The following is a 15,056-nucleotide window of genomic DNA, read 5'->3' as shown; positions in this document are numbered from 1 at the left end:
CTTTCGTGGCAGCTCCCGTTACTTATGTTCAGAGAGTTCGGGCATCAGACGGCGGAGAAGAACTAGCGCTGAGGCCCTTATGTCACTTCTGAGACGCCGTACCTTTCAGCCTCAGGAAACTCAGAGCCAAAGCCCCTTTCTACCGGGGAGAGTGTTGGGGTGGGCTAGAAAAGTCGGCCAGCTGGCGCGGATTTTACCGCGCCAGCCTCTACTTTGGGGCGTGTATCCCGCTGCCGCGGCGGCAGTCGTAAACGTGACTTTTCTTGACCTGGACTGAAGAACAGGTCCGCGCCCTGGTGCCCGACGCCGGCACCCTAAAGCGGGGACAGGACCTGGCTACCCCCACCAAATGGGCCACCCTGGGCCAGACTGCCACCGCCGCCTGGGGCGAGTGCAAAGGCAGCGGCAGCCAGCCCTACCGCACCGGCATCGACCTGACCGGGCCGGCATTCATCTGCTCCTGCCCCAGCCGCGCGTTTCCGTGCAAGCACGGCGCCGGCCTGCTCCTGCTGCTGGCCCGCCAGCCCCAGCTGCTAAGCAGCACCGCGGCCCCGGCCTGGCTACAAGAGTGGCTCGGCAAGCGCCAGCAAACCCAGGATAAGAAAGCCGCCAAAGCCGCCCCTGACGCGGAGCCGGCGGCAGCACCCGCCGCCAACCCGGCCCCCACCGACGACGCCCGCCGCAAGCGCGAAGCCCAGCGCCTGGTCCGCATGCAGCGCGGGGCGCAGGAGCTGGAAACCTGGCTGCAGGACATCATCCGGGCCGGGCTGGCGGCCACCGACCAGCACCCACGCAGCTTCTGGGAAAGCCAGGCGGCCCGCCTCGTCGACGGCCAGCTGCCGGGGCTGGCGGCCCTGGTGCGGGAGCTGCCCGCGCTGCGCCACCAGGGCCCCGACTGGCCTGCCCGGCTGCTGGCCCGCCTGGGCGAGCTGTACCTGCTGGTACGGGCTTTTCTTCGCCTGCCGGAGCTTGCGGCGGAAGCCCGCGAAGAAGTTTTGCAGCAGGTAGGCGTGACGGTGAAGAAGGAAGACCTGCTAGCCGCCCAGCCGCCGGTAGAAGACGAGTGGCACGTGCTGGCCCAAACCACCACCGAAGAAGAGCGCCTGACGGTGCGGCGCTCCTGGCTGCGTGGGCAAGGCACCGGCCGCTTTGCCGTGGTGGTTGAGTTTTCCTTCGGCAGCCAGCCGTTCTCCGCGTCGCTGGTGCCCGCTGGGCGCTTCCGCGGACCGCTCACGTTCTACCCCGGCCTGCTGCCGCTGCGGGCCGTGACGGGCGCCCTCACGTTTGCGGGCCTGCGGGCGGCCACCGATGTTCCGGCCGGGGGCTTCTCTCCCACCGCCCTGCTGCACGAGTACGCCGCCGCCCTGGCCCGCCTGCCCTGGCTGCGCGAGTGGCCCGCGCTGCTGGCGCAGGTGCAGCTTCTTCAGCAACCCGACCAGAGTTGGGCTTTATATCATCCTGCCGCCGCGCCGGCGGTGCTGCCGGTGCGCTTTGCCACCGAAGATGCCCCCTGGCAGCTGCTGGCGCAGGGCGGCGGCCAGTTCCTCACGCTGTTCGGCGAGTGGGACGGCCAGGCCTTCCGCCCGCTGGCCAGCTGGGTTGGCACCGCCGCCCCGGCGAAGCCCGCCACCAGCGCGTCAGCAGCCCATGGGGCCAGTGCGTCCTCGGCGGCGGCTACTCTGCCGGCCGCCTCGGACGGCGGAGCCGCTGGGCCCGCTCCGTTGCCCTCCTGGCCCCAGCTGCTGCGCAGTGCCCTGCTCGGCACCCGCCAAAACGGCCCCGACCTGCCGGAGCCGCCGGTAGGCGCCGCCACCAGCCCCGAGCAACGGCTGCTGCTGGCGGCCGGTACGGCGGCGCTGATGCGGAAAGCCGGCTTTCAGCCTCCCAGCACCTTCGCTCTGCCGCCCGCCCCGGCTCCCGCCGAAACCTGGGAGCCGCTGGGGCCCCTGGGCGCGGAGTGTTTGCGCGCCTTGCTTACCAGCAACCACTACGGCCAGTTTCGCACGCCGTATTGGGAGCAGATGGCGCGGCACCAGCGTCTTATTCCGCCTTCGCTGCTGGTGCCGGCCCTGCAAGCAGAAAGCTTCCGCCAGCAGCTGCCGGGTCCCTGGTCGGCCTTGCTGGGTGAGCGAGGCCACTGGCTGGCGCAACTGAACCCGGACTGGCACCCCGTGTTGGCCGCCATGCACCCCACGGACGACCTCACTACCTGGGAAACCGGCACCCTGCACCAGCGCCGCTTCTTTATCCGGCGCAAGCACGAGTCGGACCCCGAGCAGGTGCGGCAGCTGCTGGAAGCCACCCTGCCCACCGAGCCGGCCGCCACCCAGGCTGCTTTGCTGAGTGAGCTGGAACACCACCTCACGCCGGCCGATGCGCCGCTGCTGGAGAAGTACCTGGGGGCGCGCAGCAAAGAGGTGCGCCAGACAGTGGTGCCGCTGCTGGTGCGCCTGCCCCAATCGGGGCTGGTGGAGCGGCTGTGGCAGCGGGCCGCGCCCCTGCTCACGCTGAAGCGGCCCCTGCTGGGCCGCGCCAAGCTACTGGTGACCCTGCCCGAGGGCTGGAACAAAACCTGGCTGGCCGATGGCATCGAGCAGCAAACCGCTGATTTTGAGGGCGGCGAACGGGCCGGCTGGCTCGGGCAGCTGCTGGCCCTGCTGCCGCCCAGCCGCTGGGCCGCCCACTTGCAGGTGCCCATAGCCGAGCTGCTTACGCTGACCGAAGCCTCCGAGTGGCGCCAGCTGCTGCTGCGCGCCTGGGCCCGGGCGGCTTACCTGCACCAGGACAAAGCCGTGGCCCCACTGCTGCTCCTGCGCCACTTCACCCAGGTGCACCAACTGCCTCACCAGCATGTCACCCAGCTCATGGGGTTGCTGACGGATGAGGAGAAACTGGCGTTGCTGCGCACCCATCTCCCACCGCAGACTGCCACGGCGCCCGATTTCCTACCCGAGTTTCTCCGGTACGTTCCCACGCCGTGGCCCGCAGATATTGCCGATGCAGCCCTGCGCTACGCGGCCGATGTGCTGGCTCCCGCCGTCACCAATCACTACGCCGAGGCCTACCAGCGCCTGGCATCCGTGCTGCACGCGCTGGCTCGCTGCGTGCCCGACGACCAGTTGCCGCGGTACCAGCAGATGCTTACGGCCCTGTTGGAGGCCTCCCCGACCAGTACCTCGCCCGTGACTTCGCTCGTGGAGCAGGTACTGGATGCCCTGCACTTTCGCCAGCAGCTCGACGCCAGCCTCATCGAGCCAGAGACAAGCTAAGTTGGCTGTTCGTCGCGCTGCTCTTTCTGTCCCTTTATCCTCCGACACCCAGCCGCTTTTACCTTCTCTGTTTGCTTATGACGACCATCCTCCGCCCCCACGCCGAAGACCTGTACGCCGAAGAGCTGGCCGCCCTGCGCGCCGCCGACCACCACCGCCCCAAGCCGCCCAACTGGCACCTCTCGCCCTGGGCCGCGGTGACCTACCTGCTGGGTGGGAAGTTGGACAGCGGCTTTGAAATCGAGCCCAAGTACATCGGGCAGCGCCGGCTGATGGAAATTGCCGTGGCTACCCTGGCCACCGACCGTGCTCTGCTGCTGCTGGGCGTGCCGGGCACGGCCAAAAGCTGGGTATCAGAGCACCTGACGGCCGCCATCAGCGGGCACTCCGACTTGCTGGTGCAGGGCACGGCGGGCACCAGCGAAGATGCCATTCGCTACTCCTGGAACTACGCCCGCCTCATTGCCGAAGGTCCCTCCCCGGCCGCCCTGGTGCCTTCGCCCCTGTTCAAAGGCATGCAGGAAGGCCGCCTGGTGCGCCTCGAAGAACTTACCCGCATCCCCTCCGACGTGCAGGACACGCTCATCACCATGCTCTCCGAAAAAGTGCTGCCCATTCCCGAACTGGCCACCGAAGTGCAGGCCGTGAGCGGCTTCAACGTCATTGCCACCGCCAACGACCGGGACAAGGGCGTCAACGAGCTGAGCAGCGCCCTGCGCCGCCGCTTCAACACCGTAGTGCTACCCCTGCCCACCTCTCTCGACGAGGAAGTACGCATCGTGCAAACCCGCGTGGAAAAGCAGGGCAAGGCCCTCCAGCTGCCCGCCGAAGCCCCCGCCCTGGAACATATCAGCCGCCTGGTCACCATCTTCCGGGAGCTGCGCTCGGGCGTAACCGAAAACGGCAAAACCAAGCTCAAAAGCCCCAGCGGCACGCTCAGCACCGGCGAGGCCATTTCGGTGATGAACAGCGGCTTGGCCCTGGCCGCTTACTTCGGCGACGGCAGCCTGCGCGCCCACGACCTGGCCGCCGGCCTCACCGGCGCCGTGGTCAAAGACCCCGTGCAGGACCGCGTCGTCTGGCTCGAATACCTCGAAACCGTCGTGAAGGAGCGCGACGGCTGGAAGGATTTGTACCGAGCGTGCCGGGAAGTGGTGGAGTAAGAAAGCTGATTTGCTTATCGTGTTCTTATTGCCTTCGATGCCTGTATTCTTGGAATTTCTTCTCTCCCGCCGGCCAGTTTCACATCAGGAAGCTGTTTAGGAAGCCGTCTAAAATATACCGGACCGTCATGCTGAGCCCCGCGAAGTATCTCTCCCTCTGGCTAACTCAATCATTCAACGAAGCGGGAGAGATGCTTCGACAAGCTCAGCATGACGGCCTTTCAACTTCCTAGACAGTTTCACTGAAAAGCACCCTACAGGTCCCGGTCTTCTTCAGCCTTCTTCTCCTACCCGCCAACCTCCGCCTCCACGGGCGCAGCAGTGCCGCTGGCGCCAGCGCATCGGGTCTGGTGGGAGCTTCTTTCTCGAAAACTGAAAAACAGGCTTCCAAACCCGTTCAGGCTCAGCGCCACCAGGTGGTTTGGGGCAGCGGGCCGGCATCGAGGGTGACGGGCTGGCCGAGCTGGGGCGTGGTCATGGGCAGTTGGTGGCGGGCGGCTTCGGCGGCGGCTCGCTGTACCGGGTCGTTCCAGGGGTGGTTGGCTTCGGTGAAGGCGGCCCAGTGCACCGGCAGCAGCACCCGCGCCCCCAGGTCGAGGGTGGCCTGCACGGTTTGCTCGGGCTGCATGTGGATCTGGGCCCATTGCGCGTCGTACTGCCCGCATTCCATCAGGGCCAGGTCGAAGGGGCCGTGCTGCCGGCCGATGGCCTGGAAATGAGGGCCGTAGCCGCCGTCGCCGCTGTAGAAGAGGCGCTTGGTGGCCGACTTCAGCACCCAGGAGCTCCAGGAGGTCGAGTTGCGGTTGGTGAGGCCGCGGCCGGAGAAGTGGCGGGCCGGCGTGCTCACGATGGTGAGGCCCGGCAGCCGCACGGAGTCGCCCCAGTCCAGCTCCTGAATGCGGGCCGGCTCCACGCCCCAGGCCCGCAGGTGGGCGCCCACGCCCAGCGGCACGAAGAAATGGGCCGTTTTGTTTTTGAGCCGCCGGATGGTTTGGTAGTCGAGGTGGTCGTAGTGGTCGTGGGAGATGAGCACGGCGGCAATGGGCGGCAGCTGCTCGGCCGTGATGGGCAGCTGGGGGTTGTAGCGGTTGGGCGTGAGCCAGGAAATGGGCCCCATTTCTACGCTGAGCATGGGGTCGAGCAGAATGTTCTGGCCCGCTATTTCTACCAGGCTGGCCGAATGCCCAAACCACGTCACGCGCACCATGTCGGGGGTTTTGCGGGTGATGCTGAGCGAGTCGAGGCGCTGCATAGGTAGGGGCGCGGCGGGCTCCCGGTGCTCCGCCGACTTCCCAAACACGTACTTCCACAGTGCCGAAAAGGTGCTGCCCCCGGTCATGAGCGTGGTAGGCACCAGGTTCTGGAATTCACCGTCGTGGTAGTGGCCCGACTTGGCGTAGGCAGCCCGCTGGGCTTTGGTGGGCTTGCCTCCCAGCTCAGGGCTCAGGTTGGCGAAGGCCACGCCCCCAATCAGCACGCTGGCCACCACACTGGCGGCTAGCCGGCCGGCTACTCTCAGAAATTTGCTCATGCGCTGCGCAGTAATTTGCTTGTTAGATAGGCTGTTTTCGGAATCAACTTCGGCGAGCATGCGGCTGTTGGGACTTAGCCCGCGCCGCCCGCACGGCTCGCCTTCTGCCTGATCAAACGAAATAACCCCGCAAATACTTTACCTAGTCCGCCGAAGCAGGCATCACCTGGCCCCCAGATACAGGCTGGCCCGGAAGCTGCTGGGTGCGGATGTAGCAGGCGGCCCACCCGCATTCTGGTCTGCCAGGCACGTTTTTACTTTCTTGCCTGGCGTATTCTGATTTGCCACTTCGCTCTATGCCCGCCCCCGACCTCCGCCTTTTCGGCATCCGCCACCACGGGCCCGGCAGCACGGCCAGCCTGCTCAAAGCCCTGGACGAGTTCCGGCCCGACCTTGTGCTGCTGGAGTGCCCCGCCGATGCGGAAGCCGCCCTGCAAGCAGCCACCCGCCCCGGTCTGGTGCCGCCCGTGGCCCTGCTGCTCTACAACCCCAAGCAGCACCAGCAGGCCCTGTTTCTGCCTTTCGCCGCCTTCTCGCCCGAGTGGCAGGCCATCCAGTGGTGCCACCAGCACGGCGCCCGCCTCCGCTGCTTCGACCTGCCGGCAAGTGTGCGGTTTGGGACCTCACCCCCTGGCCCCCTCTCCCAAAGAGAGGGGGAACTAGCTCTAGAACTAGAGACGAACTCTAGCTCGGAAGAGTCAGAGCCGTCTTCTGAACTAGAGCTAGAAAACCAGCTACAAACTAGTCTCCCCTCTCTTTCGGAGAGGGGGCCAGGGGGTGAGGTGCCCTCTGACCCCATCTCCTACCTGGCCGAGCTGGACGGTTACTCGGACGGGGAGCGGTGGTGGGAATTGCGGCTGGAGCACGCCCCCGGCCACGCCGACACCTTCGCGGTGGTGCTGGACATGATGACGGCCCTGCGCGAAGAGCTGGCCCTGCCCGAAACCGAGGAAACCCTGCTGCGCGAGGCCTACATGCGCGAAACCCTGCGCGCCACGCTGCGGCAGGGCTACCCGCGGGTGGCGGTGGTGTGCGGGGCTTGGCACGCCCCGGTGCTGCGGCCCGAGCTGCTGCAACAGGAAGACAAAGCCCGCCTCAAGGGCCTGAAGAAGGTGCCCACCGCCGCCACCTGGATTCCGTGGACGTTTGAGCGCCTGTCGCTGGCTTCGGGTTACGGGGCGGGGGTGGTGTCGCCGGCCTGGTACGAGCTGCTGTTTGAGGTGCCCCGCCCGGAGGTGGTAACGCACTGGATGGTGCGCGCCGCCCGCCTGCTCCGGGGCCGCGACCTGGATGCCTCCTCGGCCCACGCCATTGAGGCCGTGCGCCTGGCCGAAACCCTGGCCGCCGTGCGGGGCCGGGAGCTGCCGGGTCTGGAAGAATTGCAGGAAGCCGCCGTAGCCATCCTGGGCGGGGGCTACGAGGAGGCCCTGAGCCTGGTGCAGCGCGAGCTGGTGATTGGGGAGCGGCTGGGCGAAGTGCCGCCCGAAGTGCCCGCCACGCCCTTACAGCAAGACCTGCTGCTGCAGCAGAAAGCCACCCGCCTCAAGCCCGAAGCCACCCCCCGCCTGCTCGACCTGGACCTGCGCAAGGAGCTGGACCTGAGCCGCAGCCACCTGCTGCACCGCCTGCACCTGCTGGATGTGCCCTGGGGCCGCCCCCGCCCCGTGGAAGGCAAGGCCGGCACGTTTCATGAGCTGTGGGACCTGCGCTGGGACCCGGAATATGCCCTGAGCGTGCTCGACGCCGGCCGCTGGGGCAATACGGTAGCGTCGGCCGCCGCGGCCCGCGCCACCGCCCAGGCCGCCGAAGCGCCCGACCTGGAAACCATCAGCCAGCTGCTGGCCGCCGCCCTGCAAGCCGACCTGGGCCCGGCCCTGGCCGGGCTGGTGGCCCGCCTCGAAACGCTGTCGGCCGACACCCGCGACGTGACCCACCTGCTGGCGGCCCTGCCCCCGCTGGTGAGCGTGCTGCGCTACGGCAACGTGCGCCGCACCAACACAACCCAGGTAGCCACCGTGGTGCACCACCTCGTGCCGCGCCTGTGCATCGGGCTGCCCCAGGCCTGCGCCGGCCTCGACTACGACGCGGCCCGCCAGCTCCTGCCCCGCCTCGAAGCCACCCACCAGGCCCTGGGCCTGCTGCCCGACGAAGCCCTCCTGCCCGACTGGCACGCTGCCCTGGGCGTGGTGCAGCGCAACGTTACCTCGGCGGGCCTGCTGGCCGGCCGGGCCGCCCGCTTGCTCTTTGAGGCCCACCAACTCTCCGCCGACGAAGCGGCCACGGCCCTCGGCCTGGCCCTGTCGCCGGCCCAGCCCACCGACTACGCCACGAGCTGGATTGAAGGGTTTCTGGGCGGCAGCGGCCTGCTCCTGCTTCACCATCCCACTCTGTTCAACCTGCTCGACGAGTGGCTGGGCCAGCTGCCGGAAGACACCTTCCGCGAAATCGTGCCCCTGCTGCGCCGCGCCTTCACCGACTTCAGCCTGCCCGAGCGCCGCCAGCTCCTCGACCTCGCCCGCCAGGGCCCCCAGCCCCCGGCTGCTACCGCCGCCGAGGACGACTTCGACCTGGAACGCGGCCGGCTGGTGCTGCCCGTGCTGCGGGAGCTGCTGGGAGTCTAGGGCTAGCTGGGCCGTGTCATTCCGAACGAAGAGAGGAATCTGGCTTTTGAAGAGTTATGCAACAGGCTATTGAATACATCTTCAAGAAATAGAGTCCGCTGCGGGTGGCTTGCCGCCTCTCAGGGCACTATACCGACTTTACCCAAGCCATTTCTACTCCAACTAATTTTCCTCGTCAGGCTCCTCCTCTTCAAAGACAAGGTGCATCAAGCCTTGCGGGGGCCGGAGAGTGAGGCGCACACGCAAGCAGCCAGATTCCTCGCTACGTTCGGAATGACGTTCTTACCATAACCATCTACTTATGTCCGACACCGCTACCCGCTGGAAACTTGTTTTGGGCTCAGCTGCCGATGCCGACAACCAGACGCCCCTCGCCCCCGACTACCAGGGCATGGATGACGTGCTGACGGCCCTCTACGACCAGGACCGGGCGGAGCGCCGGGCGGGCCTGGGCGGCTCGGCGCCCCGCGTCAGCCGCTGGCTGGGCGACATTCGCACCTACTTTCCCGCGGAGGTGGTGGCCGTGATGCAGCGCGACGCCATGAACCGTCTGGGCCTGCACCGGCTGCTGATGGAACCCGAAATTCTGGGCTCGGTGCAGGCCGATGTGCACTTGGTGGGCACGCTGATGTCGCTGAGCCGCGTGATGCCCGCCAAGGTAAAGAGCACGGCCCGCGAGGTGGTGGCCAAGGTGGTGCGCGAGCTGGAGCAGAAGCTGGCTAACCCCTTGCGCCAAGCCGTGCAGGGCGCCCTGAGCCGGGCCGTGCGCAACCCGCGCCCCCGTTACCGCGAAATCGACTGGGCCGCCACCATCCGGGCCAACCTCAAGCACTACCAGCCCGCGCAGCGCACCATCGTGCCCGAAAAGCTGGTGGGCTTCGGGCGCCGCGGGCAGGCCCTGAAGGAAGTGGTGCTGTGCGTGGACCAGAGCGGGTCCATGGCCTCGTCGGTGGTGTATGCGGGCGTGTTCGGGGCCGTGCTGGCGTCCATCAAGGCCGTAAAAACGCACATGGTGGTCTTCGACACGGCCGTAGTCAACCTCACCGAGGACCTGCACGACCCGGTGGACCTGCTGTTTGGCGTGCAGCTCGGCGGCGGCACCGACATCAACCTGGCCCTCATCTACTGCCAGCAGCTCATCACCCGCCCCACCGACACCATCCTCGTCCTCATCAGCGACCTGTACGAAGGCGGCAACGAGCAGCAGCTGATCCGGCGCGCGGCGGCCCTTGCAGCAGCAGGCGTGACAGTGGTGGCCCTCCTAGCCCTCAGCGACGACGGCGCCCCCAGCTTCGACCGGGGCGTAGCCGAAAAGCTGGCCGCCCTGGGCATTCCCAGCTTCGCCTGCACCCCCGACAAGTTTCCGCAGCTGATGGCCGCCGCCATTCAGGGACAGACGTTAGCAGTGTAGGGGCGCGTTGCACGCGCCCGCCGGTCCTATCAAACCAACTATTCTGCAAGTGTCTTCCGCCTATCGGTACCCACGCGCAGTACGACAAAATAGCCGCGGCTACTATATGAACGCCATCACACCCATTCGCACGGAAGAAGACTACCAGCAGGCGCTGGCCCGCATTGAAAGTATCTTTGAAGCCTCGCCCGGCACCGCGGAGTTCGACGAGTTGGATATGCTGACTACACTTGTGCAAGCGTATAGAAGGTGCTTTTATACCTATGCTACTACTGTTTTAGCAGATGCGCCATTTACTGTCTCATCTACACAAGTACGATTGAGGCCCTAATCGGCTTTCTATCCTGAAATTCCTTCCGACCTTCGGCCACCCTTTTGCCGTTTGCGTTGTTAGCAACGGCACAACATTAGAAGCGAATTGGCTGAACACACGACGTATACCGATCCGTACGCCCTGGAAAAGGAGCTGCGCAAGGTGCAGGCCCTGCTGAAACTCGAGCAGCAGGAGGACCTGGAGCAATTTAAAATCAAGAGCGCCCAGGCCACCATTGCCGAGCGCCAGAAGCGGGGCCTGACCTGGTACCCGGTCAAAATCACGAAGGAAGACATTGGCTTCGGCGGCAAGCTGGTGCTGGAGCTGGAACGCCCGGCCGGCGCTGGCGGCCTGCACCTGTTTCAGGTGGGCAAAAACGCTGCCCTCTTCGCCAACATTCCTGGCCGCGCCGGCTCGGATAGGCCCACCCTGTCGGGCGTCATCACCGCTGTCAAGCGCAACAAAATCCTGCTGGCTACCACCAAGGAAGACCTGCCCGACTGGACCGACGAGGGCAAGCTGGGCGTGGACCTGACCTTCGACGAGGTGAGCTACCGCGAAATGGAGTACGCCCTGGGCAAGGTGATGGGCGCCTACGAAAGCCGGCTGGCCGAGCTGCGCGACGTGCTGCTGGGCGCCCGCCCGCCCCGTTTCAAGCCCGAAAGTGAGGCCGCCCTCTACTACCCCTCACCCCTGAACGACTCGCAGGTGGCCGCCGTGCGCCACGTGCTGGCCGCCCAGGACGTGGCCATTATCCACGGCCCGCCCGGCACCGGCAAAACGACCACGCTGGTGCAGGCCATTCTGGAAACCATCCGGCGGGAGCGGCGGGTGCTGGTGTGCGCGCCTTCCAACACGGCCGTGGACCTGCTCACCGAAAAGCTGGCCGAGCGCGGCGTCAACGTCATCCGCATGGGCAACCCCTCGCGGGTGTCGGATTTGCTGCTTCAGCACACGCTGGACGCGCAGATTATGAACCACAAAAGCTACGCTGAGCTGCGCAGCATGCGCCAGACGGCCGAGCAGTACCGCGAGATGGCCGGCAAGTACAAGCGCCACTACGGCTGGGAGGAGCGTGAGCAGCGCCGCCTGCTCAAGCAGCAGGCCCATGATTTGTTGCAGGAGTCGGACCACCTGGAGCGCTACATCACCGAGGATTTGCTGGAGCAGGTGCAGGTGATTACGTGCACGCTGGTGGGGGCCGGTAACCGTGCCATCCGCCACCTCACCTACGAAACCGTGTTCATCGACGAGGCCGCTCAGGCCCTGGAGCCGGGCTGCTGGATTCCGATAACCAAGGCGGGCCGCGTGGTGCTGGCCGGCGACCATCAGCAGCTGCCGCCCACGGTGAAAAGTGAGCAGGCGGCCCGCGACGGTCTGCGCGAAACCCTGTTTGAGAAGTGCATCCGCCGCCAGCCCGACACGGCCCGCATGCTGGAGGTGCAGTACCGGATGCACGAGCAGATTATGGCCTTCAGCTCGGAGCAGTTTTACGAGGGCCGCCTCAAAGCCGCGCCCCATGTGGCCCACGCCGACCTGCCTGCCTACGACCTGCGCTTCGCCCCCGACCTGGCCGTGGAGTTTCTGGACACGGCTGGCTTTGGCTTCCAGGAGCTGGGCCTGGATGAAAGCCGCTCCATTGCTAATCCCGAAGAAGCCGACCTGCTGCTCCGGCGCCTGGCCCAGCTGCTGGAGCCCTACGACCCCGCCGACCACACCGACGACCTGCTCACCATCGGCGTCATTGCTCCCTACCGCGCCCAGATCAACTACCTCAAGGACGCCGTGGAGGAAAACGACGAGCTGGTGGGCCTGCTAGAGCACCGTATGCTCAGCATCGGCACCGTGGATTCCTTCCAGGGCCAGGAGCGCGACATCATTGCCATCAGCCTCACCCGCTCCAATGCCCAGGGCGAAATCGGCTTTCTGTCGGACATCCGGCGCATGAACGTGGCCATGACCCGCGCCCGCCGCAAGCTGCTCATCGTCGGCGACTCCTCCACGCTCGGCTCCCACCCGTTTTACAAGGCCTTTCTGGATTACGTCGAGCGCATCGGGGCCTACCGCACGGCTTGGGAGCTGACCTAGTGTAGTTAGAAAGTTGAGAGGTTTGACGGGTAGAAAGGTGGGCAGTTGATGGGCTCGTCTTTCCCGCTCCTGCCGCACTTCTCGTTTAACTTTCCTACCTATGCCACTCCACTGCCCCACCTTCTAACTTCTCACCTTTCTAACTTTCTAACTCCCCATGTCCCAGATCAGCCAGAATAAAGTTGTTACCATCACCTACGACCTGAGCGTAACCGACGAAAACCAGGAGAAAGTGTTGGTGGAATCGGCCGAAGCCGATGCGCCGATGGTGTTCCTGTTTGGCCAAAGTGGCCTGCCCGAGGAGTTTGAGCGCCAGCTCGACGGCAAGCAGGCCGGCGACTCCTTCGCCTTCTCCCTCACCCCCGAGCAGGCGTACGGCGACTACGACCAGCAGGCCGTGGTAGACATCCCGAAAAACGTATTTGAAATCGACGGGCAGATTGACGACGAGATGCTGCAAGTCGGCAACTTCCTGCCCATGGCCGACAACCAGGGCCACCACATGCAGGGCAAAGTGGTCGAAATCGGCCCCGACACCGTGAAAATGGACTTCAACCACCCCCTGGCCGGCATGGTCATGCACTTCGACGGCCAGGTAGCCGCCGTGCGCGACGCCACCCGCGAGGAGCTGGACCACGGCCACGTGCACGGCGAAGGCGGCGTGCATCACTAGGCTATATTCTTAATCGCCAGCCGGTAAAGCGGGACGGGGGACTCCTCCGTCCCGCTTGTTTTTATTGCCATGATTTCTCTGCACCTTGCAGAGCACACGCACCGTTTTAAAATAACCTCTATCCCCCCGGCATCCTTTTTTACCCCCTATGAATCCTGACGAACGTCTCGACCAGCTAGAACCCCTGCTTTCCGAAGCCATGGCCATCCTGGACCGCCACACGGCCCAGCTCAAGCAGCATACCCTCCTGCTAAACCAGCTTACCAATACAACCAGCCAACTCCTAACCATAGCCGGCCAGCACAGTGATACGCTGAGCTTCTTGCTGCGCGAACAATCTGAGATGAAAAAGGAGCAGGCGGAGATGAGACGGGAACAAGCCGAGATGAAACAGGAGCAAGCCGAGATAAATGTCCGCCTAACTGGTGTGGATGATAAGCTGAGCCTTATCCTTGATAAGCTCGACACGCTGCGTCCCTAAGCTTTTTTAAAACATCCGAGCCTGAAGTTCAGGCAAACTAAACTGTCCGCTGAAGAAGCTGTCTAGCATCTTTAGCGGACAGTTTAGTTTGTAAAATGGGTTTGTGCCACCGCCGCCCGCAGCTCCGGCCAGAATTCCCAAAAGTCCTCCTCATACGCCGGCAGCTCCGCCAGAAACGCCGCGGCGCCAGTGGCCAGTACCTCGGCGGCGGGCACGCGGCGGCTCAGGCCCAGCAGGGCGCGGTGCAGGCCCTCGGGGCGGGCGTAGCCGCTGAGCCAGTCGTCGCGGCGCATGTAGGCGAGCAGGTGCTGAAGACGCGCGGGTAGCTCGTGGCGGCGTTGGTGCAGCAGCTCGTAGTGGCGCTGGGCGAAGGCCGGCAGGGTTTCCGGAGGGTGATATAGGCCGAAGTCGCGGGCCAGCAGGTGGTCGTAGCCGACGTCGGCTGCCACGCCGGCCCACTTGCCCAGGCCGGCCTGGCGCAGGCGGGCGGTGGTGCGGCGCACGGCCGGGTGCTGGTCGGTGAAGGAGTCAATGAAGCGGTGCAGGCGGATGCCCTGCTGCACGGCGGGCGGGTACGCCGCCACGGCCGCCCGGCCCCGCACCGCCTCGGCCGCAAAGTTACCCACCACAATATCAGTGTAGTGAGGCGCTGAGGGCGGACCGGAAAGCAGCAGGTGGGCCAGAAAATTCATCAGTTGTGGGGGCGCCTGGTGGTTCTGCTGTAGGGGCGCGTTGTACGCGCCCGCGCCGTTGAGCGGCAAGGTACTGCGAACCACGGCAAGGCAGCGCATGGGTGCGCCACAAGGCGGCTGCTTCCCGCGCGGTACTAGTTCTGCCGCTGGCCCACGAGGATTCGTTCAACGACCGGGCGCGGCCGCGCGCCCCTCCAGCAGAACCTTCGGGCCGCGCGGCCGTACCCTATGGCTGCATTCTATTTCACCAAAACCCTGAAACGCCATGGCCGAGAAAGTAGCCGTTAGCCACGATGTCACCAAGCTGATTGAGCGCATCAAAGACATCAAAATTGCCATGATGACCACGGTGGAAGCCGGTGGCGAGCTGCACAGCCGCCCCATGTATACCCAGGAGCCCGAAGAAGATGGCACGCTGTGGTTTTTCACCGAGCGAGATTCCGCCAAGATAGACGAAGTGCAGCAGGACCGCCACGTCAACCTGGGCTATTCCAAGCCCAACGACAACCTATACGTATCCATTTCGGGCATTGCGACGGTGATCAACGACCGCCAGAAGATCAAGGAGTTGTGGAGCGAGCCGCTCCGGTCCTGGTTTCCCAAAGGCTCCGACGACCCCAACATCAGCCTGCTGCGCATCGACATTCTGCGCGGCGAGTACTGGGACCAGCCCAGCAGTGCCTTGGTGCATGCTTTCGGCTACGTGAAAGCCCTGGCCACTGGGGAGCGGTACCAGCCCACCGGCGACGAGCATGCCAAAGTAAATCCGTAAACGACCTGCGGTGCGTTTGGAAAAGGCTGGAAGCAATTCCGG

Annotated in this window: 11 protein-coding genes; 9 read left to right on the top strand and 2 right to left on the bottom strand. The window is 65.4% G+C overall.

The features are described from left to right. Window positions 1-263: 263 nt before the first annotated feature. Window positions 264-3,269 (top strand): DUF5691 domain-containing protein, encoded by a 3,006-nt coding sequence (locus OIS53_RS03925; protein ID WP_264681088.1) that lies wholly within the window; start codon window positions 264-266, stop codon window positions 3,267-3,269. A gap of 77 nt (window positions 3,270-3,346) precedes the next feature. Next, window positions 3,347-4,432 carry an ATP-binding protein gene (locus tag OIS53_RS03920; protein ID WP_264681087.1) on the top strand — a complete coding sequence of 362 codons (1,086 nt, stop codon included), beginning with the start codon at window positions 3,347-3,349 and terminating at the stop codon, window positions 4,430-4,432. A gap of 403 nt (window positions 4,433-4,835) precedes the next feature. On the opposite strand, the gene OIS53_RS03915 is transcribed toward OIS53_RS03920, so the two are convergent. Next, on the bottom strand, window positions 4,836-5,963 hold the full coding sequence (locus tag OIS53_RS03915; RefSeq protein WP_264681086.1) for an MBL fold metallo-hydrolase: 1,128 nt from the start codon (window positions 5,961-5,963) through the stop codon (window positions 4,836-4,838). 296 nt (window positions 5,964-6,259) lie between these two features. On the opposite strand from OIS53_RS03915, the gene OIS53_RS03910 reads away from it, so the two are divergent. From OIS53_RS03910 to OIS53_RS03885, 6 genes are all read left to right on the top strand, one after another. Next, complete coding sequence (locus OIS53_RS03910; protein ID WP_264681085.1) at window positions 6,260-8,584, top strand: DUF5682 family protein; 2,325 nt, start codon at window positions 6,260-6,262, stop codon at window positions 8,582-8,584. A 301-nt stretch (window positions 8,585-8,885) separates the two neighbouring features. Then, a complete protein-coding gene (locus OIS53_RS03905; RefSeq protein WP_264681084.1) occupies window positions 8,886-9,995 on the top strand; it encodes a VWA domain-containing protein in 1,110 nt (369 codons plus the stop codon). 106 nt (window positions 9,996-10,101) lie between these two features. Then, complete coding sequence (locus OIS53_RS03900) at window positions 10,102-10,326, top strand: hypothetical protein (protein WP_264681083.1); 225 nt, start codon at window positions 10,102-10,104, stop codon at window positions 10,324-10,326. 87 nt (window positions 10,327-10,413) lie between these two features. Then, on the top strand, window positions 10,414-12,396 hold the full coding sequence (locus OIS53_RS03895; RefSeq protein WP_264681082.1) for an AAA domain-containing protein: 1,983 nt from the start codon (window positions 10,414-10,416) through the stop codon (window positions 12,394-12,396). A 157-nt stretch (window positions 12,397-12,553) separates the two neighbouring features. Next, window positions 12,554-13,069 carry an FKBP-type peptidyl-prolyl cis-trans isomerase gene (locus OIS53_RS03890; RefSeq protein WP_264681081.1) on the top strand — a complete coding sequence of 172 codons (516 nt, stop codon included), beginning with the start codon at window positions 12,554-12,556 and terminating at the stop codon, window positions 13,067-13,069. 148 nt (window positions 13,070-13,217) lie between these two features. Further along, window positions 13,218-13,550, top strand: a complete 333-nt coding sequence (locus OIS53_RS03885; RefSeq protein WP_264681080.1) for a hypothetical protein — start codon at window positions 13,218-13,220, stop codon at window positions 13,548-13,550. 83 nt (window positions 13,551-13,633) lie between these two features. Here OIS53_RS03885 and OIS53_RS03880 read toward each other — a convergent pair whose 3' ends face one another. Beyond that, window positions 13,634-14,341, bottom strand: coding sequence for an acyl carrier protein phosphodiesterase (locus OIS53_RS03880; RefSeq protein WP_264681079.1), 708 nt, complete (start codon window positions 14,339-14,341; stop codon window positions 13,634-13,636). A gap of 166 nt (window positions 14,342-14,507) precedes the next feature. Here OIS53_RS03880 and OIS53_RS03875 point away from each other — a divergent pair, with 166 nt between their 5' ends. After that, window positions 14,508-15,014, top strand: coding sequence for a pyridoxamine 5'-phosphate oxidase family protein (locus OIS53_RS03875; protein ID WP_264681078.1), 507 nt, complete (start codon window positions 14,508-14,510; stop codon window positions 15,012-15,014). Window positions 15,015-15,056 lie beyond the last annotated feature (42 nt).

This window comes from Hymenobacter sp. YIM 151500-1 (assembly GCF_025979885.1).
In the GTDB taxonomy this organism is placed as follows: Bacteria; Bacteroidota; Bacteroidia; order Cytophagales; family Hymenobacteraceae; genus Hymenobacter.
The sequence above is the reverse complement of the archived record's forward strand: the minus strand, read 5'-3'. Positions and strand labels throughout refer to the sequence as shown.

Bases quoted from the DNA above. Each gene is read 5' to 3' on its own strand.
- OIS53_RS03880 (WP_264681079.1), bottom strand. From the start codon at position 14,341: ATGCGCTGCCTTGCCGTGGTTCGCAGTACCTTGCCGCTCAACGGCGCG.
- OIS53_RS03875 (WP_264681078.1), top strand. From the start codon at position 14,508: ATGGCCGAGAAAGTAGCCGTTAGCCACGATGTCACCAAGCTGATTGAG.
- OIS53_RS03900 (WP_264681083.1), top strand. From the start codon at position 10,102: ATGAACGCCATCACACCCATTCGCACGGAAGAAGACTACCAGCAGGCG.
- OIS53_RS03915 (WP_264681086.1), bottom strand. From the start codon at position 5,963: ATGAGCAAATTTCTGAGAGTAGCCGGCCGGCTAGCCGCCAGTGTGGTG.
- OIS53_RS03910 (WP_264681085.1), top strand. From the start codon at position 6,260: ATGCCCGCCCCCGACCTCCGCCTTTTCGGCATCCGCCACCACGGGCCC.
- OIS53_RS03920 (WP_264681087.1), top strand. From the start codon at position 3,347: ATGACGACCATCCTCCGCCCCCACGCCGAAGACCTGTACGCCGAAGAG.
- OIS53_RS03905 (WP_264681084.1), top strand. From the start codon at position 8,886: ATGTCCGACACCGCTACCCGCTGGAAACTTGTTTTGGGCTCAGCTGCC.
- OIS53_RS03890 (WP_264681081.1), top strand. From the start codon at position 12,554: ATGTCCCAGATCAGCCAGAATAAAGTTGTTACCATCACCTACGACCTG.
- OIS53_RS03885 (WP_264681080.1), top strand. From the start codon at position 13,218: ATGAATCCTGACGAACGTCTCGACCAGCTAGAACCCCTGCTTTCCGAA.